A 17,882-nucleotide genomic window follows, 5' to 3' on the forward strand; every position below is an offset into this window, starting at 1 on the left:
TCGCGCAGATATTAATGATAAAAAAGGTGGGCTTGATATGTCTGGCATAGACGACACACGGACGTTCACTCCGATCAATATCGCTGTGCTAACGGTCTCTGACACGCGTACGCGAGCAGACGATACTTCGGGCGATGTCTTGCAGTCACGGATTGAAGCGGCAGGTCATTCTGTGCCCGCCCGCGAGATTTTGCGCGACGACATTCCTGCCATCCAAGCCCAACTCAAAAGCTGGATCGCTGATCCGAATATAGATGCCGTAATCAGCACGGGCGGCACGGGCCTAACAGGGCGCGACGTCACGCCCGAGGCTGTCACACCTTTATTTGACAAAGTCATTGACGGATTTGCTTTCGCCTTCCACCGAAAGAGCATGGAAAATGTTGGACTATCGACGATGCAATCTCGCGCGTGTGCAGGTCTGGCCGACACAACATTTATTTTCTGTCTGCCAGGCTCCAACGGCGCAGTCAAAGACGGGTGGGAGGTTATCGGCTCACAGCTAGACAGCCGCCACCGACCGTGTAACTTCGTCGAGTTAATGCCACGCCTGGCGGAAAAATAAGACAGAAAGATAAGCATGAGCGACCTGACACATTTCGATAAAGACGGCCGCGCAACCATGGTTGACGTGGGCAGCAAGCAAGTGACGCAGCGCCGTGCACTGGCATCAGGTCAAGTCATCATGGCTCGCGATACGCTGCAGCATCTGGGTGCCAATAAGAAAGGCGACGTTGTAACTATCGCCGAACTGGCAGGGATTATGAGTGCAAAGAAAACGGCTGATTTGATCCCGCTCTGCCACCCGCTCCCTTTGTCTAAAGTGCATGTAAGCATCAGCGTTGATCCTGATTTGCCGGGCCTCAAAGTCAAAGCGGAGACGAAAACTGCGGGTCAAACGGGCGTCGAGATGGAGGCTTTAACAGCGGTATCTGTCGCCTGTCTGACGATTTACGACATGCTCAAAGCTGTCGATAAGCATATGGTCATTGGTGAGATTAAACTACTTGAGAAACAAGGCGGAAAATCTGGTGATTGGACGCGCCGCAAAACGTGATTTGCGTGGGGATCGCTCATCTGTAAAGCTTCACAAAAAAGGGAGAGATCATGTCAAAACTTATTCAACTCATCGTCTGGGGCGGTGCTTTATTTATTTCTGCGATTTTTGTGGATAGCCTGCGGTTCAAATTTAGCGGTCACGAAACGCCAAAACATATTTTTGAAACGCTCAAAGACTGGTCAGGCATTGGTCTCTTCTATCCGGCTGGCCCGTGGATTATTGGGTTGGCAGAATTATTCGCAGCGATTTTACTCATTGTCCTGCCCCTGATATTTTTACTTTCGAAAAACAAACGGCTTTTGCGGCTATCACAAGCGCTAGGCGCGTTGCTCGCTTTAGGTGTTATGAGTGGTGCGATTGTCTTTCATCTCTTTACACCGCTCGGGATTGCAACACCTGTGGAATGGGTCAATGGTGAGCCGACGAAGTTTTCCAACGCCCTCTTTATATCCGCTTGCGTCAGCTGGGGTTTTGCCCTTTTCATTTTGCTCTACCGCCGCAAGGAGCTTCGCGCAGACGCTTTGCAATTTTCTTGAGCCAACCTCACGCTCTATCGATCCTCTGCGACGTATTTTCTATATCCCTCGTGTTTCTTTTCAGTTACGCGAAAATCATAGGGAGAGTGTATTATGGGTTATCTAGGCCAACTTGATACGTCACGTCATGCGATAGATGCGCTGGCTCGCGCGTCCAGCCATGACGCTTTGAACACATTATCGGACTTCAAACCTACTCAATCGCAGCGCGATAAAATCGCGGTAGAGGCCACAGAACTGGTGCGTAAAATTCGCGAAGACCGCCGCCCTGGTCTGATGGAAGTGTTCTTATCTGAATACGGCTTATCAACAGATGAGGGCGTGGCCTTAATGTGTCTGGCCGAAGCTTTATTGCGCGTGCCCGATGTCGAAACCATGGACGCCTTGATTGAAGACAAAATTGCGCCGTCCGCTTGGTCTGAGCATTTGGGACAGTCGTCCTCCCCCCTCGTGAACGCCTCAACTTGGGGGCTGATGTTAACAGGTAAAGTGTTAGGGAAAGACGTTGACCGTCAAACACCGCGCCGATTACGCGCTATGGTCAAACGCCTAGGTGAGCCTGTCATTCGCATGGCCGTGACACGCGCGATGAAAGAAATGGGCCGCCAATTCGTTTTGGGTCAAACCATCAAAGAGGCCATTTCACGCCGCGAAAGTGGCTATCGTTATTCTTTCGATATGCTGGGTGAGGCCGCCATTAGTACACCCGATGCCCATAAATATTTGACCGCGTATCAAGCCGCAATTTCTGGGCTGGCACCCTATTGCAATAGCGCGTCCGTACATGACAATCCTGGGATTTCTGTAAAGCTCTCTGCTCTGCACCCGCGTTTTGATGTTTTACAAAAAGAACGTGTGATGAATGAGTTATTGCCTCGAATGATTGGCTTGGCGGAGCAAGCGGCGAGCCACGGAATGGGCCTAAACATTGACGCGGAAGAAGCAGACCGCCTTGATATTACGCTCGACATTTTCGAACGCCTCGCCCATCACGCTCCACTGAAAAATTGGGAAGGCCTTGGCCTTGTCGTACAAGGATACGGCAAACGCGCGGGTGCGGTCATTGACTGGCTGGAGACATTATCCAAGACTACAGGACGGCGCTTTATGGTGCGTCTGGTCAAAGGCGCTTATTGGGATACAGAAATTAAACTTGCGCAAGAGCTTGGTGTCGAAGGCTTTCCTGTCTACACATCTAAGGCAGAAACAGACCAAAGCTTCGCGATGTGCGCAGCAAAATTGCTCGCCCTCCGCCCTCATATCTACCCACAATTTGCGACCCATAATGCCGTGACAGCGGCGACAATTTTAGAGTTGGCAGGCGAGGACAAAACAGGATTTGAGTTTCAACGCTTGCACGGCATGGGCGAGGCGCTGCATGATATTCTTCGCAAAGAAACAGGTTTACCATGTCGGATTTATGCCCCTGTCGGCATGCATCGCGATCTGCTCGCCTATCTCGTGAGGCGATTGCTCGAAAACGGCGCAAACTCATCTTTCGTCAGTCAGATCACAGATGAAGATGTGCCAATCGCGCAGATTGTCAAAGACCCATTTGAGGCTGACATTAGCCGCGGCGTGACATTGCCAACTGACCTTTTCGGAACACGGCAAAACTCGCGTGGCTTTGACTTGCGTGACCCCGAAGATATGGATGAGTACCTTACGGGTCGTGCGCCATACGCGACCCAGCAATGGCGTGTGAAGCCCCGCATAGCCAAGCGTCACAAGAATAGCGGATCAACACATAAAGTTATCAATCCTGCCGTCCCCACAGACATAGTGGGCGAGGTTCAGTTTGCCGATACCGCAACTGTTTCAGCTGCAATATCCGCGGCAAAGCCTTGGGCGGCTTCCGCCTCGGATCGCGCGGCTATTTTGCGCCAAGCGTCACATGATTTAGAGTCGCGGTTTGGCGAATTATTTGCTGTTCTGCACAGAGAGGCTGGCAAAGTTGCGCAAGACGCCATCGGCGAATTACGCGAAGCCGTAGATTTTTTACGCTTTTATGCGGACGAAGCAGAGGCCAATGGTGACGGGACTGAGCCTTGCGGGATATTCACTACCATTGCCCCGTGGAATTTCCCTCTTGCCATTTTCTTAGGCCAGATTGGAGCAGCCCTCGCGGCAGGAAATGCAGTGCTGGCCAAGCCAGCGGAGTCAACCTGCATTGTCGCGGATTTAGCAGTTGATGTCCTGCACAAAGCTGGCGTGCCCAAATCTGCTCTACAATGCCTGCCGGGCGAGGGCTCGATCGTTGGCGCCATGTTGACATCTGATCCGCGCATTTCTGGTGTGTGCTTCACCGGCTCTACCGCGACGGCTATGACAATACATAAATCTGTAGCCGCAAACTTGACCCCTTCCGCCCCTCTCATTGCGGAGACAGGCGGTATCAATGCGATGATTGTCGACAGCACCGCCCTGCCGCAGCAAGCGATTGGCGACATTATTTCTTCCGCATTTCAAAGCGCAGGCCAACGCTGTTCCGCTTTGCGGCTGCTTTATTTGCAAGATGATATTGCAGAGGGGTTTCTCCAACAGTTGCAAGACGCCATGGAGGAATTGGCCCTTGGCGATCCGTGGGACATATCAACAGATATTGGCCCCGTCATCGACGCGCGTGCCCAAGAAGATTTCGCAAATTATTTAGCACAAGCCAAAAACGATGGACGTCTGTTGGCGTCTATGGCCACACCCAAAGATGGCCATTTTATCGGCCCCAGCATAATTCGCGTTGCAAACCGCGCAGAGGTGACTCGCGAAATTTTTGGCCCCGTGCTGCACGTCGCTATTTTTGAGCCTGAAAATCTTGATGAGGTTGTCGCTGATTTAAATGCGGCGGATTACAGTCTGACCTTTGGCCTACACTCCCGTATCGATAACCGCGTGGAATATATCACGCAAAGCGTCGAAGTCGGTAATATTTATATTAACCGCAATCAAATCGGCGCAATCGTCGGCAGCCAACCTTTCGGCGGGAGCGGGCTATCTGGCACAGGGCCTAAGGCGGGCGGACCCCATTATTTGGATCGTTTTTACAAAAAACCCACATACACGGAGTCCGCGCCCAAAGAAGGCGCAGCTCTAGCGTTCGCTGCCGCACAAGCTGTTATCGACGCCGCCCCGAAAGTAGGCGAAAACGCGCTAACGACTATCGACTGCCCTGGCCCTACGGGGGAAAGCAATCGTCTGTCGACTTTCGCCAAAGGCCGTGTTTTATGCTTGGGCCGCGACGCCCACAAACAAGCTGCCATTGTCGAAAGTTTCGGTTGCGTGCCTGTGATTTTTGAAGGCCACCTGGCTCGGCACCTCCTGACTGACCTCACGGGCTTTGCGGCAGTGGCGCTCTGGAGTGACCCCGCAGATCAACGAGAGGCTCGTATCGCGTTGGCGAAACGGGACGGGCCTATCCTAGCGTTGATTTGCGGCGAGGATATGAGTTTTGCCTGTCTTGAAGAGCGTCACATCTGTGTCGATATGACAGCGTCGGGCGGCAATGCGCAACTTTTGGCGGAAAGCGCTTAGACACAATCAATAAAGACCGCACCGCTTCGAGATGTGGATATCAAAACGGTGCAGCCCGGCAAAGCTTGCGCTTCGCCCCTACGGCTATGCAATAGGTGCGCCAGTTTTGAAAATTGTTTATACAGTCGGGCTTCGGCTTCACGGGAACGGACCAATGCTTTAGACGTTGGAGTTGGAGAAATTGTTTCATCCATATTTAAGGAATCACATGCCTCAAACTTTCATAAAATTGATCCTCTCGCTCACCCTCGCTGTAACAGTTTCGGCCTGCGGCGGTAGCGGAAATAAAGAGGTGGCGGAAATCAATAATGATTGGACGGGAAATGAAATAAAAATCGAAGCCTTTAATGACCGCAAAGTGCAAGGCGTCACCTGTCACATGGCCCATTTTGACCGCAGTGTGATTGATCGCCTGCAAAAAGGGAGTTGGTTTGAAAACCCGTCGAATGGTTCAATTAGCTGCGTCAATTCTGGACCGATCATTATTGGCGATATTGATTTGGATAAGAACGGTGAAGAGGTTTTCAAGCAAAAGCAAAGCTTGATTTTTAAAACGCTCGCGGTGAGACGCATCTATGACAGCGAAAATGATGCCTTGGTCTATTTGGTTTATTCTCGCCGTGTTGTCGACGGATCTGCTAAAATGAGTGTTTCATCTGTACCTTTATTTGGTTCCGATGTCACATGGGTCAATCGCTCGTCTGGTGATCCGCGTTAGGCAGATATTTTAAGAGTTTAGCAAATCATACCGCTGTTTTGCCCAGCGAGTTTCAAGTCGGATACGCACAATTTCTGCATTGCGAAGATTGCCACGCCAGCCAATATCAAACAGATCACCGATAATCGGAATAAGTCCGATGAGCCAGTCAATCCCGATATTAAAGCCCATTTTCGCTAAGTGCCTTTTGCGGATTCCGAGCCTTTGCGCACGCAAAACGATATAGCCCGCAACGCCCAAAGTGATCGTATCACCAATCCCAGGGATAAAACCGATAATTGCGTCCAGCCCGATAGGGATTGGCAGAAAAGGTATCTTGTATTGCGCGTCCATCGTCTGCGCCAGACTTTGAATATGGAGAAACGTCTCATATTCAAGCGCTTGCCGTATCTCTAACGCCTCAAGTGCGTCCGCTTTATCTGGCGGAATAATTTCAGGGGTATCGATGGGCTCAGAAGACATGTCCGCAAATCTAGACCGTTAAGCCGTCCAAGGGAAGAACGTAGGATAAGATTTGCGGACATAATGCCCCCACATAACTATCGGACGGGGATCACGATATATTATGGGTATGGGAGCAAGGGATGGTGGGTGCGAGAACGTCGTCGCTACGATGCAAGCGAAAGATCAAACAGGCTAGCCTGTGTATTGGGCGGAGTTGGCCGCGTAGACCTCTCGCCCATTAATGCATTGTGATTAGCCGCCATACGCGCCGCTTCTGCATGCGCTGCCTGACGCCAAGAAAAAATCTTCGCTAAATTAGAGCCAGATGGGCAGTACCAGCGCCGCACGGACGGGTCCCATTTTGCGCCTAGTTTTTTCGCCAAATCGCGATCTTGATAAGACACATTGATGTATTTTTTAGCCATGACCTTTATCCTTATCATGTTTCGAGAAATAGAACATAATAAGAACAAAAGTTAATTTCAAGGGATATATTCCTATATTTTTGTTTTTCTGCAGCTGGGTTCCGCTCTGTTAGATCACGAAAGCTAACAAAACAAAGACAAGCGTGCCAACCGCTAGGGACGCGATTGTTATGCGCCGATAGGCTTTCGCCAGCAAACCAACAAAAACGCCGCCTAAAATGACCAAAATCAGAGCTAATGCCACAAATTTTTGATATGTCTTAAACAGCTGCGGGCCGTGCCCCATATGCAATTCCATCATTGCTTTTTGCGGACTAGGCGTGATGCGTTTGACCACCCCGTCAGAGGTAAGTTCCAGATAAGGTCTGGACGTTGGGCGTAAATGAATTTTGCCTTCGCCCCGAGATTTCACATATTCAAATTTATGTTCAATGCCCGCAGCACTCAAAGCTGCACGCACATCGGATTCAATCGTCGGCGCATTAAAATTTAACGAAGCGGCGGCAGGGACATTTAAGGTCTCGCTCGTGCTGCTGCCCTTGATTCCGAGCAAATAATTGCCGCCCGTAATGGCCATCAATATAAAGGCGGGGGCCATGAAGCCTGCAAATAGCAGGTGTAAAGTAATTAAAATCTGACGTGTTTTTAAGGGGTTCATGACAAAGCTCCTAAGTCATTCCGATCATAGCAGGCGAAATTGCGGTTGGCGAGGTCTGCGACGCAACGGGCCAAGCGCAATAATCTGCGGCGTAATAGGCGGATGGGCGATGATTGCCTGACAGGCCAGGCCCGCCAAATGGCAAGCTGCTCGCCGCGCCAGTTGTCGGCTTGTTCCAGTTCAAAATACCAGCCACCATATTGGCCTGCGCCGCCTCCCATATAGCAGGGCTGTCGCAGACAAGGCCACCCGCTAGCCCGAAGCGCGTATCATTCGCCCGCGCAAACGCGGCGTCCAAACTATCCGCGCGGATCACTTGCAAGAGCGGACCGAAGAGTTCCTCATCAGGTGTTTGCGCATCGGTGACGTCGATCAAGCCGGGACGGAGGAAGGCGTTGTCAAATCGGTCTAGCTCTGTGATGGGCTTTCCGCCCGCCGCAATCAATTCAGTTTCAAATTTTATCGCTGCCTCAGCAGACTGCGCCGACACCACTGGCCCCATAAAGACCTCGTCTTCGCCGTGACCAATCGTTACTTTGGCGATACGGGCCACCAATGCCTCGACGATCTGATCACCAAAACTGCCAGTGGGCAAGATCAGACGGCGCGTGCAAGAACAGCGCTGCCCACTCGTGATAAAGGCGCTCATAAACGCAATATCGGCGGCGGCCTCGACACTTGCTGGCTCTCGAATAATGAGCGGATTATTGCCGCCCATTTCCAGCGCCAGAATCACCTCTGGTCGACCACCAAAATGTTTGTGAAACGCCGTGCCTGTCTTGGCCGACCCCGTAAAGAGCAGGCCGTCAATCGCAGCATTGAGCAATGCCCCGCCCGTCTCGCGGCCCCCGTGAACAAGGTTCAATACCCCCGCTGGCAAGCCTGCCACTTCCAAACATTCGACCATGATCGCGGCGACTTGCGGCGTCAGTTCGGACGGCTTGAACACCACCGTATTGCCTGCCAACAAACTTGGCACGATATGGCCATTGGGAAGATGGCCGGGGAAATTAAAAGGCCCAAATACCGCCATGACGCCGTGCGGACGATGGGACAATGAAAAGCCATCTCCCGCTTTGTGCCCTGTGCGCTCTTGATAGGCGTTGATCGAGTGACCGATCTTGCCCGCCATAGCGCCCGCCTCCGTGCGGGCTTCCCATATCGGCTTGCCCATATCGGATGAAATCGCAGAGGCGATATCTTCTTTTCGCGCGACAAGCTGTTCCGCATATCGCGTCAGGATTTCGGCGCGGTGATCAAAACTCGTCAATCGCCAAGCCCCGAAAGCCTGACGTGCTACGCTGACAGCTTTATCGACTTGCGCGGCAGTCGCTTCGTGGCCTTGCCAGACAGACTCGCCTGTCGCCGGGTCAACAGACTCAAAGCCTGCGCCGTCTCCAACCCCCCATTGACCGTCAATATATGTATCAGCCATCTTAGCCTTGCTTCATCATGTGCTTGATCGCTTTGGCATCAATCCGACCATCTGCAATTCGGTTCAGAAGCAGCGCCGCAAGGCCTGCCCGTTCGGACAAGCTTTCCACGATCATAAATTCATCAGAGCTATGGATGCGCCCGCCGCGCACACCTAGCGTGTCAATATTGGGCGTGCCTGCAGCAAAGACATTATTGCCCTCGCACACGCCGCCTGTGTCTTTAAAATTTAGCGTCAATCCAATCGCTTTACCTGTCGATTTGACATTATCAATTAATTGGTCTTGCGCCGCGTTGCGGGGTTTGGGGGGCGGTAGAAACCGCCGTGAACATGGCCATGAATGTCGGGACGTTGGCAGGCTTTATCAAAAGCCGCCCGCACACTTGCATCCGCCCAGTCAGCGCTTGGCCCATCTGGCGCCCGCACGCCCATGCGGACAATGCCCAATTCTGGCACGATGTTAACAGCGCCGCCGCCGTTAATGGACCCGACATTAAATGTCACGCCATCTCGCTGCCCATTTAACGTCTCAATCGCGAGCGCAAATTCTGCTGCTGCCCAGATCGCGCTGCGGCCATTTTCTGGTTCGCGCCCGGCATGGACAGATTTGCCGTGAAATATGATGTCGTAAACCGCACTGCCTTTACGCGCCCCCGCCAAGCTACCGTCTTCCATCGCGGGCTCGAAGGTCAGCCCGATATGCGCGCCTTCAGCAGCAGCCTTGATATGCGGCGCAGAGGCGAAATTACCTGTCTCCTCATCGGGCGACAAAACCACGGTATAGCCGAGCTTGCCTTTCATTGGGCCTGCTTCAAACGCTTTGATCGCTTCGATCATGACCGTGATGCCGCCTTTCATATCCGCAAGACCTGGCCCGTTTAGCTTGCCACCGCCAAGATCCTTAATGGCTTCAAATGTGCCTTTCGGGAAAACCGTATCATAGTGACCCGTCATTACGACTTGCAGCGGCGCATCGGGGCGAGCTTGCGCACGCACGACGGGGCCAGACTGAAATCCGCGCGTTTCCGCCTTATCTGTGATCGTCTCAATCGGGGTTGTATCAAGCAAAGTGACGTCGGCGTCCGTCTCGCCAAATGCCTTCGCGAGCAGCGGCGCAAATGCGTTTAATCCGTCTGCATTCCAGCTGCCAGTATTGATCGCCGACCACGCTGTGACGCGCTCTAACATCGCGCCTTGCCGCTTACGGACTGCCGATAGCGCCGCATGATCCGCGTCTGATAATTCATCTATTTCTATGTTATCTGCGCGCATCAATGTCGCTCCGAAATCTATCGTTGAAAGTCATAAAGGCTGCCAAGATCAAGCAGCTGCGTCAGCGCGTCAAGCGCCTCTCGCGTTTCTTGCAAAAACGCCGCATCTCCCAGATCATCCGCAATAAGCCTGTCGCGATAATGCTGGCGCACCCAATTTTCCAGCGCATCAATTTTCGCGGGCGTCATCATAACGCCGCCGTGAATACCCGCTTGCTGCGAAGCGTTCGCTTGCACGCGCAGTCGCAAACAAGCCGGGCCGCCGCCATTGCTCATGCTCTGGCGTAAGTCCATGTAATGCGCGGCTGTTATCGGATTATCACCTGCCAGACATTCATCAACAAAAGCTTTGGCTGAGGCCGTTTCTTCTGTCTCAATGGGCAGGATTAAATTCATGTCGCCATTTGGCAGAGTAATTAATTGCGAATTAAATAGATAGGAGCTGATGACGTCTTGAAGTGGTAACGCGTCCCGCTTCGCCATAAGAAAGACTGGTTTAAACCCCAACGTGTTTCCTTTGGCGAGAACTTGTTTTTCCAACAAAGCCGTGTCTTCAAATGCCGCTTCATGGAAAAACAAAACATTGTCATTCGTGACGCAGACAACATCATTGTGAAATGCCCCCGCATTGATCGCTTCAGCACTTTGTCGAACAAATAGCGTTTCGCCATCGCTTAGGCCATGCAATCGCGCGACAGCTTCGCTGGCTTGCAGTGTTTGCCGAGCAGGGAATTTAAGCCCTGACTGTCCACGCAAAGCATCACGGCCATAAACAAATAATTCCAACCCTTTTGCCCCATGTCCAGAGGCCAGCCGATTATGGTTGGCGGCGCCTTCATCCCCAAATAAAGAATTCGCGGGCAAGGGTGCGTGGACGTTAAAATGGTTAGTGTCTTTGAAAATCGCGGATAGCGTATGGTGCGTCTGCTCCGCCTCCAGCGCGCGATGTGGCATAGCCACGAGGTTGGCGGGCGTCAGGTGAACACGCCCATCGCTTGTTTGACTGCCCGCAGACACAGTGGCGGCATTGGCTGTCCACATAGACGACGCCGCCGACATATTCGCCACCAAAGCAGGACTGTCCTGAAAGGCTTTCTCTAAAATTTGACCATCTGTGCCAGTGTAACCCACCGCGCGCAGACCCGGAATAAAAGGACGCTCCTGCGGCGGTAACAGGCCTTGCGTCAGTCCCAGCCCAATAAGCTTGCGCATTTTCTCAAGGCCTTGCAGCGCAGCTCCTCTGGGATTGGACGCGCGTCCGCGATTTTTATCAGACGCCAAATTACCCCGCGACAATCCACCGTAATTATGGGTCGGGCCAACCAGGCCATCGAAATTAATTTCTTGGCTCATAATCTATTCCCTACTCTCCACAGCCAATGAAACAGACAAGCCTTCGCCAAGTGCAGTTGCAATATCGCGAGACCCGTTTTTCGTCAGCGGGTTGGCTGGATCCATCGCCGCGCGAAATGCCAGACGATCTCCGCCGTAATGGATGAACTTCAGGTCACTTTTCTGGCAGTCAAAAGCTATTGGCTCAAACCGCGTTCGTGCAATCAACGTCCGCTCCGCCTTGCATATAATGGCAGGGCCACCGTCAAAAATATCGCACAGATCAGTCGTATCAAATCCCGCGCTCATCAACAGGCCCATAGCGCCTGCTGAAATATCATGCGGCTTCCCTGCACACTCATCAACGGCCTTGGGCAGAAGGTTCAGCATAATCGGTAAGTTAGGGAGTAATTCCATAATAAAATTACCATCCGTCGCGGATAAGCGGTCAGCCGCATCAAAATCCGTTTGTATGAATTTCGACGCCAAATGCTCCCAAAATGGAGAGGTTCCGTCGGCATCTACCCAGCCGCGAATATCCGCCATAAGTTGCGCAGCAAACATAGCGCGATGACGTTCGATAAAGCCCAGCCGACCTAATGACATTAGTCGTGCTACACCTTTACCGCGGGCTTTTGGCGCCAGATAAATAGACGCCAGCTCTGTGAAATCGTCAAAATCATTGGTCAGCTGCAAAGTGTCATAGCGTACAGATAAATTGGGCTTCATCGATCGGCGCGCATGGCGGGAGCGTTTAAAGCTATAAAAAGGACGCTCTAGCCCCAGCTTTGGGATAATCCCCGATATGCCCATGATCTCACTATCACGCTCCACAACAAACAACACGCGATTAGCCATCGGGTCACCTGCCAGAAAACGATGAGATTGATCTATGTAATCCGCGACACGCGCTTCCATACGAGGTACAGTCGTTAGGCCAGAATCTGCAGCGCTCGTGATGGCCGTGATGGCGGCAATATCATCGACTGTCGCAAGGCGAAATATGTTGAGGGGTGTGTCCAAGGTCATCTGCCCTGTTGTCTGTTGTGCAAGCCGCCACGGTTTGTGCCAGCAGTCACACTCCCATTTTCATAAGCCGACGACACGACCATAGCAAGGTCATCCCGTAATTTTTGAAAGCGCTTGGTACGGATGGCCGGAATCGAACCGGCACTCCAAAGGAACCGGATTTTGAATCCGGCGCGTCTACCAGTTCCGCCACACCCGCGAACCAAGCAGATGCGATATAGAGGAGGTAAAATGAAAACGCTACCGTCTTTTTCACACGTCCCGATAAAAACATTTGATAAACATATCGTGGCCTTAAACCTGCCGTTAAGACCGCGCAGTTATTCCAACCTTATGAAGGGTCGTTTGTCATTTCTGGATCGGTGGTATGAAAACACCAAGGCGCTGGCGCGTCATCGTCGGGCGACGCCTACCCTGTGCGCTGTGTCCTTTGCGGAGAGTTCTTTCTTCCCGATCCCCGTCGACGTGATGTTGATACCTATGGTCCAGGCCGCGCCAGAACGGTGGTGGCGGTTAGCCTTTCTGACAACTTTGTTTTCAGTGCTTGGTGGAATATTCGGATATTTCTTGGGATTGTTTTTATATGAGTTGGTCGCCGAGCCTATGCTCAACGCGCTCGGCAAGACCGAGAAAATGGACACGTTTCGCGAGAGCATTGCAATACATGGCGGGCTGTGGGTGTTTGGCGCAGGTTTCACGCCTTTCCCTTATAAAGTCATTACGATTATGAGTGGCGCCGTACCTGTGAATTTTGGGGTTTTTGTGACCGCAAGTGTCCTGTCGCGCAGTTTACGCTTCTTCTTAGTCGCAGGCATTGTGCGCCTCTTTGGCCCGCAAGCTGAGCGGATTATGAAAGAGCATTTTGCGGCGTTTACGATTGTCGTATTCGCAGTGTTGCTCGCGCTATATTTTACCTATCGGCATTTTGTCGGGCATTAAGCCAACGACCCGTTTAAATCCGAATTTCGCAAACGCCTGCGCTCTCGCTGGCGACGCATTTGGGCCGATCAAGAAGGCTGTGTCTTGCTGTGGTGGCGAGAGGCGAGTGACGTCGGTTAAACTAGACAAGACGGCTTTCACTCGTTTAGCGACAGCCTCTCCGCTATCGATCCAAAACACAGATTGCGTCACACTGGCCTTCAACTCCTCGCGCAGCAGCGGGAAGTGCGTGCAAGCCAGAACAACAGCATCCAGATCCATGCCTTTGCGGCCTGAAAACATCGCAGATAATTCACCGCGAATAATATCCATATTGACGGCTTGGCCAGAGAGTTTCGCTTCGGCTTGATCGACCAAATTGACCGAGCCTTGCAATATAACATGACAATCGCTGGCAAATTCGTGAATGAGTTCATCGACATATTTCCGCCGCACAGTCCCAGGCGTGCCGAGGACGCCTATCGTTTTTGTCCGTGATTTGGCGGCGGCGGGCTTAATCGCTGGCACGACACCAACGACGGGCACGGATAACGCATCTCGGATCGCAGGTAGCGCTGTCGTCGAAGCCGTATTGCACGCAATCACAACAATATCAGGATCGAGCATCAGACATAATTCCGAGAGCAAGCGTGGTAAGCGCGCCCGTAAGGCCGCCTCTGATTTTTCGCCGTAAGGTCGGAACGCGTCATCGGCGATATAAGACAGTCGCAACAACGGCAGCATGCGGCGGATTTCAGCCGCGACGGACAACCCCCCTACCCCGCTATCAAATATCAACGCATGCGCCATAAACCTTTTCACACCTCATATATTGAAACACTTTGTGGTCGGAATAAGGTTTATTTTCCGTATCTATCCGCGCATAGCTATGTAGATGTTGCGGGACATGACATATCGCGGAAAGACGCTCGCGCTGATTGCGGGCCTGTTGGTTTTGCGCCTCATCGCACTGCGCCTGTCGCCCAACCAATTACACGGCGATGAAGCGCAATATTGGGTTTGGGCGCAAGAGTTAGATTTCGGCTATTTCTCCAAGCCCCCCATGGTCGCTTGGGTGATTGCCAGCACAACAGCTATTTTCGGAGATACAGAGTGGGTCGTGCGGCTGGCGTCACCCATCATTCACTCTTTAACAGCTTGGATTTTGTTTTTGACGGGGCGCACACTCGTCGATGACCGCGCTGGGTTTTGGGCGGCAGCGATATATCTGCTCATGCCCGCCGTCTGGCTCTCTTCGATGATTATCAGCACCGACGTTGCGCTCTTGTTTTTCTGGGCGCTGGGTGTGAACGCTTGGGTGAATTTGCGCATTAAGCCGAGTTGGGGACGAGCGGTGCAATTAGGAATCGCATTGGGCCTCGGTTTTATGAGCAAATATGCGATGATGTTTTTCGGCCCCGCGTTCGCCCTCGCGATAATGTTTGATCCGGCGACCCGTAAGGCGCTTTTGCACTGGCGAGGATTGGCTGGCCTCTTGATCATGGCTGCGATCATCACGCCTAATATTCTCTGGAATATCGATCATGATTTCGCGACTGTGTCTCACACGGCTGAGAATGCGAATTTAAAACAAGATATGTTCCACCCCATGGAATTAATAACTTTTTGGATCGATCAGTTCGGCGTGTTTGGCCCGATCAGTCTCGCTCTCTTGCTAGGTGCGCTGGCAGCAGCTTTTAAACGCCAAATCTCGCCAATGGTTTTTTGGCTCGCCGCCCTCTGTATCACGCCTCTCATCGCGATTTCTATTGAGGCGTTAATTTCGCGGGCCAATGCAAATTGGGCTGTTACCGCTTATGGAGTTGCGCCAGTTATATTAGCTGTCTGGTTGGTCGGGCGAGCCAGAGCGCGGGCATGGATGAAGTGGGGCTTAATCGGACACACGGCGTTAGCCCTCATCCTGCTACCCATCGTTTTAATGCCCGCTTGGACGGACGCGCTAGGTCTTGCTAATTCCGTTAAACGTCTGCGCGGCTGGCCAGAAACTGTGAACGCGATCGCGGCACGGTATGAGGCAGGACATAACGGGCAATCGTTTCAATCTATCGCAATGGATAACCGCCTCGTCTTTTACGATACCGAATACTATGGTCTGCGAGACATGGCACCTCTGACGTTTTGGCGATTGACATCGGAGGCTAAGCATCACGCCGAAATGACCCATCCTTTAACCGCCAGCGCGGCAAAGGACGCACCTGTTCTATTAATTAATCACTACGAAAATTACGTTAGTTTTTTTGAGCAAGACTTCGCCAAACTTGAAGCATTAGAAGCCATCAAGATTGATCTTGGCGGCGGAAAAACGCGGCATTTAAACGTGTGGGCGGCCTATGGATATACACCAACAACAGACCCGTATCGGGGGCAATAAATAGTCTAGCCCTCGCCCCAAAGTTCTTTAATGCGTGCATCCCGCCCGCACCCATTCCGATAATATTTATACCGAATGGGATTCTTCTTATAATAGTCCTGATGGTAATCTTCGGCTGTCCAGAAAGTCTTCGCTGGCAGAACAGGTGTCACAATCGGGCCGTCAAAAGGCTTCGACTTTGCAATTTCGTTTTTGGACGCGATTGCAATATCCATCTGTTCTGGCGTCGCATAGATGGCCGTCTTATAAGCATTGCCGCGGTCACAAAACTGGCCGTTAGGATCCGTTGGATCCACCGTGCGCCAGTAATGATCTAAAATCTCTTCATAAGAAATTATAGTGGGATCAAAGATAATTTTGGCAACTTCGAGATGTTGCCCATGCCGACGATAGGTCGGGTTTTGCATGTCGCCACCCGAATAACCTGAAATTGCTTCATAGACGCCGGGTAATTTTTCAAAATCTGACTCGACACACCAAAAGCATCCGCCCGCGACAATCGCCTCGGACTTTTGCCCTGACAACTGCACAGGTGTAGCGGATTCGGCATCAGACCGCTGTGCTTCAGATGTCGATGCAGAACTACAAGCGGCCAAGAATAAGACAGTGGGTAAGATATAGTTTTTCATAGACTTATTATGCGCGAACCATCGCTCGCGTTCCAATCAAGTGTGCGTGATTAGCTTCGGCTCTCTTTATACGCCGCCAATGCGCGTTCTCTCGCCTCTTTATGATCCACAATAGGCCTAGGGTAAGTCTCGCCGAGTTTGACCTTGGCATATTCCAGCACATTATCAGGGGCGTCCCACGGGCGATGGATGTATTTCTTTGGCATCTTCGCCAGCTCTGGTACATATTTGCGTACATAGTCGCCATTTGGATCAAATTTCTCGCCTTGGGTGAAAGGGTTGAAAATTCGAAAATAGGGCGATGCATCTGCACCGCTTCCCGCAACCCACTGCCAACTCGCCGCGTTCGAAGCAGGGTCAGCCTCCAGCAAACAATCCCAATACCAATCTTCGCCGTCCCGCCAATCGATCAACAAGTGTTTGATCAAAAAACTCGCGCAGACCATGCGAACGCGGTTATGCTGCCAGCCTGTTTGGTATAGCTCACGCATGCCTGCATCGACAAAAGGGTAGCCCGTCTGTCCGCGCTGCCAGCGCTTCAACCCCTCACGATTAACCTCCCACGGGAAATTGTCGAAATCAGACTTGTAATTTTCTGATGCCAGTTTGGGGTTGTGATAAAGAAGCACGTAAGAAAATTCTCGCCAACCGATCTCGGTCAAAAACTTGCGGGACGTATATTCGTTGTCTTTGCAGGCATGCCAAATTTGACGGGGCGAAATTTCGCCATGCGCCAAATGTGGGGATAGACGCGATGTGCCGTTTTCTTTGTCAGGACGATTGCGATCCTCCGCATAATCCTCAACGGGGCCGTCTAAAAAACTCTCAAGCCGGTCAGCTGCGCCCGCCTCGCCAACTGTCCAGTCATCCATCACCATGTCCCGCCAATCTTGACCGTCAACATCGCCAGCCTCAACGTCTGGCAGGTCTTCAGTCTTGAGCGATTTGGCAAATCCGTTCAAAGATTTGGGCGCAGGTAGCGGATCAGACACATCAAGATAATCTTTGGCTGCCCGCCAATAGGGCGTGAAGACTTTATAATAGCCGCCCGATTTGGTCATGACCTTGAAGGGCTCAGACAGCAAGTTAGCGTTAAAACTTTCAGCAGTGAGGCCGCGCTCTTTCAAATCCGATTTAATGGCACTGTCGATCTCTCGACCGTCTTCCGTGTAGCGACGGTTCCACATGACTGTATCCGCGCCAGACTGCTCAATCACATCATCTAAAATTTTAGCGGCTTCGCCGACGCGGATCAGGAGCTTGCCACCTTTGTCTGCAATATCTTTGCCGAGTTTTTCAAGGCTATGGTCAAGCCAAACGCGCTTGGCCGCTCCCATCTCTCGATCTCGATTGGTCTCATAGATATAGAGAAGGATGATCGGTTGCCCCGTCTCATTTGCGTGAAACAAGGCAGGGTTATCGGTCAGGCGCAGATCGCGCCGAAACCAAACGATAATAGGATTTTTTTGGCTCATATCTTATTTACGCACGAACCTAGATTTCGTGT

18 protein-coding genes and 1 tRNA gene are annotated in these 17,882 nt (G+C 51.9%); 7 read left to right on the forward strand and 12 right to left on the reverse strand.

Translation table 11 applies throughout. The annotated features are described in order from the left end of the window. Positions 1–37: 37 nt before the first annotated feature. The 5 genes from moaB to AB8615_RS11415 all read left to right on the forward strand — a co-directional run bounded on the left by moaB (position 38) and on the right by AB8615_RS11415 (position 5,842). Positions 38–565, forward strand: coding sequence for a molybdenum cofactor biosynthesis protein B (gene moaB / locus AB8615_RS11395; protein WP_418153097.1), 528 nt, complete (start codon positions 38–40; stop codon positions 563–565). Positions 566–580: 15 nt separating this feature from the next. Further along, entirely contained in the window at positions 581–1,057 is a 477-nt protein-coding gene (gene moaC / locus AB8615_RS11400) for a cyclic pyranopterin monophosphate synthase MoaC (RefSeq protein ID WP_409432702.1), read from the forward strand. 50 nt (positions 1,058–1,107) lie between these two features. Continuing rightward, positions 1,108–1,596, forward strand: a complete 489-nt coding sequence (locus AB8615_RS11405) for a hypothetical protein (protein ID WP_409432703.1) — start codon at positions 1,108–1,110, stop codon at positions 1,594–1,596. 93 nt (positions 1,597–1,689) lie between these two features. Continuing rightward, positions 1,690–5,124, forward strand: coding sequence for a bifunctional proline dehydrogenase/L-glutamate gamma-semialdehyde dehydrogenase PutA (gene putA / locus AB8615_RS11410; protein WP_409432704.1), 3,435 nt, complete (start codon positions 1,690–1,692; stop codon positions 5,122–5,124). A gap of 208 nt (positions 5,125–5,332) precedes the next feature. After that, positions 5,333–5,842 (forward strand): CreA family protein, encoded by a 510-nt coding sequence (locus tag AB8615_RS11415; protein ID WP_409432705.1) that lies wholly within the window; start codon positions 5,333–5,335, stop codon positions 5,840–5,842. Positions 5,843–5,851: 9 nt separating this feature from the next. On the opposite strand, the gene AB8615_RS11420 is transcribed toward AB8615_RS11415, so the two are convergent. The 9 genes from AB8615_RS11420 to AB8615_RS11460 all read right to left on the reverse strand — a co-directional run bounded on the left by AB8615_RS11420 (position 5,852) and on the right by AB8615_RS11460 (position 12,635). Then, complete coding sequence (locus AB8615_RS11420) at positions 5,852–6,304, reverse strand: DUF4112 domain-containing protein (protein ID WP_418152401.1); 453 nt, start codon at positions 6,302–6,304, stop codon at positions 5,852–5,854. A gap of 146 nt (positions 6,305–6,450) precedes the next feature. Further along, positions 6,451–6,711 (reverse strand): DUF5710 domain-containing protein, encoded by a 261-nt coding sequence (locus AB8615_RS11425; protein ID WP_409432707.1) that lies wholly within the window; start codon positions 6,709–6,711, stop codon positions 6,451–6,453. A gap of 109 nt (positions 6,712–6,820) precedes the next feature. Next, complete coding sequence (locus AB8615_RS11430; RefSeq protein ID WP_409432708.1) at positions 6,821–7,369, reverse strand: hypothetical protein; 549 nt, start codon at positions 7,367–7,369, stop codon at positions 6,821–6,823. 10 nt (positions 7,370–7,379) lie between these two features. Further along, positions 7,380–8,804: a succinylglutamate-semialdehyde dehydrogenase gene (astD, locus tag AB8615_RS11435; RefSeq protein ID WP_409432709.1), complete on the reverse strand. Its 1,425-nt coding sequence runs from the start codon at positions 8,802–8,804 to the stop codon at positions 7,380–7,382. A gap of 1 nt (position 8,805) precedes the next feature. After that, positions 8,806–9,042: a hypothetical protein gene (locus tag AB8615_RS11440; RefSeq protein WP_418152402.1), complete on the reverse strand. Its 237-nt coding sequence runs from the start codon at positions 9,040–9,042 to the stop codon at positions 8,806–8,808. A gap of 35 nt (positions 9,043–9,077) precedes the next feature. Beyond that, complete coding sequence (locus AB8615_RS11445; RefSeq protein WP_418152403.1) at positions 9,078–10,076, reverse strand: hydrolase; 999 nt, start codon at positions 10,074–10,076, stop codon at positions 9,078–9,080. Between the two features lie 17 nt (positions 10,077–10,093). Continuing rightward, the gene (gene astB / locus AB8615_RS11450; RefSeq protein WP_418152404.1) at positions 10,094–11,428 is read right to left on the reverse strand and encodes an N-succinylarginine dihydrolase; all 1,335 of its coding nucleotides are present in this window, start codon (positions 11,426–11,428) and stop codon (positions 10,094–10,096) included. A 3-nt stretch (positions 11,429–11,431) separates the two neighbouring features. Further along, positions 11,432–12,436, reverse strand: a complete 1,005-nt coding sequence (locus tag AB8615_RS11455; RefSeq protein WP_418152405.1) for an arginine N-succinyltransferase — start codon at positions 12,434–12,436, stop codon at positions 11,432–11,434. A 115-nt stretch (positions 12,437–12,551) separates the two neighbouring features. Then, a tRNA-Leu gene (locus tag AB8615_RS11460) sits at positions 12,552–12,635 on the reverse strand. A gap of 32 nt (positions 12,636–12,667) precedes the next feature. On the opposite strand from AB8615_RS11460, the gene AB8615_RS11465 reads away from it, so the two are divergent. Beyond that, on the forward strand, positions 12,668–13,375 hold the full coding sequence (locus AB8615_RS11465) for a YqaA family protein (protein WP_409432713.1): 708 nt from the start codon (positions 12,668–12,670) through the stop codon (positions 13,373–13,375). Here AB8615_RS11465 and murI read toward each other — a convergent pair. Beyond that, positions 13,340–14,164, reverse strand: a complete 825-nt coding sequence (gene murI / locus AB8615_RS11470) for a glutamate racemase (RefSeq protein WP_418152406.1) — start codon at positions 14,162–14,164, stop codon at positions 13,340–13,342. The two genes, AB8615_RS11465 and murI, sit on opposite strands and share 36 nt — an antisense overlap. A 97-nt stretch (positions 14,165–14,261) precedes the next feature. Here murI and AB8615_RS11475 point away from each other — a divergent pair, with 97 nt between their 5' ends. Beyond that, positions 14,262–15,746, forward strand: coding sequence for an ArnT family glycosyltransferase (locus AB8615_RS11475; protein WP_418152407.1), 1,485 nt, complete (start codon positions 14,262–14,264; stop codon positions 15,744–15,746). Between the two features lie 5 nt (positions 15,747–15,751). Here AB8615_RS11475 and msrA read toward each other — a convergent pair whose 3' ends face one another. Both msrA and AB8615_RS11485 read right to left on the reverse strand, forming a co-directional pair. Beyond that, positions 15,752–16,375: a peptide-methionine (S)-S-oxide reductase MsrA gene (gene msrA / locus AB8615_RS11480; protein WP_409432716.1), complete on the reverse strand. Its 624-nt coding sequence runs from the start codon at positions 16,373–16,375 to the stop codon at positions 15,752–15,754. A 50-nt stretch (positions 16,376–16,425) separates the two neighbouring features. Further along, positions 16,426–17,850 (reverse strand): cryptochrome/photolyase family protein, encoded by a 1,425-nt coding sequence (locus AB8615_RS11485; RefSeq protein WP_409432717.1) that lies wholly within the window; start codon positions 17,848–17,850, stop codon positions 16,426–16,428. Positions 17,851–17,882: the final 32 nt, after the last annotated feature.

Source organism: Litorimonas sp. RW-G-Af-16 (genome assembly GCF_048319245.1).
In the GTDB taxonomy this organism is placed as follows: domain Bacteria; phylum Pseudomonadota; class Alphaproteobacteria; order Caulobacterales; family Maricaulaceae; genus Litorimonas.

Bases quoted from the DNA above. Each gene is read 5' to 3' on its own strand.
- moaB (WP_418153097.1), top strand. From the start codon at position 38: ATGTCTGGCATAGACGACACACGGACGTTCACTCCGATCAATATCGCT.
- moaC (WP_409432702.1), top strand. From the start codon at position 581: ATGAGCGACCTGACACATTTCGATAAAGACGGCCGCGCAACCATGGTT.
- AB8615_RS11405 (WP_409432703.1), top strand. From the start codon at position 1,108: ATGTCAAAACTTATTCAACTCATCGTCTGGGGCGGTGCTTTATTTATT.
- putA (WP_409432704.1), top strand. From the start codon at position 1,690: ATGGGTTATCTAGGCCAACTTGATACGTCACGTCATGCGATAGATGCG.
- AB8615_RS11415 (WP_409432705.1), top strand. From the start codon at position 5,333: ATGCCTCAAACTTTCATAAAATTGATCCTCTCGCTCACCCTCGCTGTA.
- AB8615_RS11420 (WP_418152401.1), bottom strand. From the start codon at position 6,304: ATGTCTTCTGAGCCCATCGATACCCCTGAAATTATTCCGCCAGATAAA.
- AB8615_RS11425 (WP_409432707.1), bottom strand. From the start codon at position 6,711: ATGGCTAAAAAATACATCAATGTGTCTTATCAAGATCGCGATTTGGCG.
- AB8615_RS11430 (WP_409432708.1), bottom strand. From the start codon at position 7,369: ATGAACCCCTTAAAAACACGTCAGATTTTAATTACTTTACACCTGCTA.
- astD (WP_409432709.1), bottom strand. From the start codon at position 8,804: ATGGCTGATACATATATTGACGGTCAATGGGGGGTTGGAGACGGCGCA.
- AB8615_RS11445 (WP_418152403.1), bottom strand. From the start codon at position 10,076: ATGCGCGCAGATAACATAGAAATAGATGAATTATCAGACGCGGATCAT.
- astB (WP_418152404.1), bottom strand. From the start codon at position 11,428: ATGAGCCAAGAAATTAATTTCGATGGCCTGGTTGGCCCGACCCATAAT.
- AB8615_RS11455 (WP_418152405.1), bottom strand. From the start codon at position 12,436: ATGACCTTGGACACACCCCTCAACATATTTCGCCTTGCGACAGTCGAT.
- AB8615_RS11465 (WP_409432713.1), top strand. From the start codon at position 12,668: ATGAAAACGCTACCGTCTTTTTCACACGTCCCGATAAAAACATTTGAT.
- murI (WP_418152406.1), bottom strand. From the start codon at position 14,164: ATGGCGCATGCGTTGATATTTGATAGCGGGGTAGGGGGGTTGTCCGTC.
- AB8615_RS11475 (WP_418152407.1), top strand. From the start codon at position 14,262: ATGACATATCGCGGAAAGACGCTCGCGCTGATTGCGGGCCTGTTGGTT.
- msrA (WP_409432716.1), bottom strand. From the start codon at position 16,375: ATGAAAAACTATATCTTACCCACTGTCTTATTCTTGGCCGCTTGTAGT.
- AB8615_RS11485 (WP_409432717.1), bottom strand. From the start codon at position 17,850: ATGAGCCAAAAAAATCCTATTATCGTTTGGTTTCGGCGCGATCTGCGC.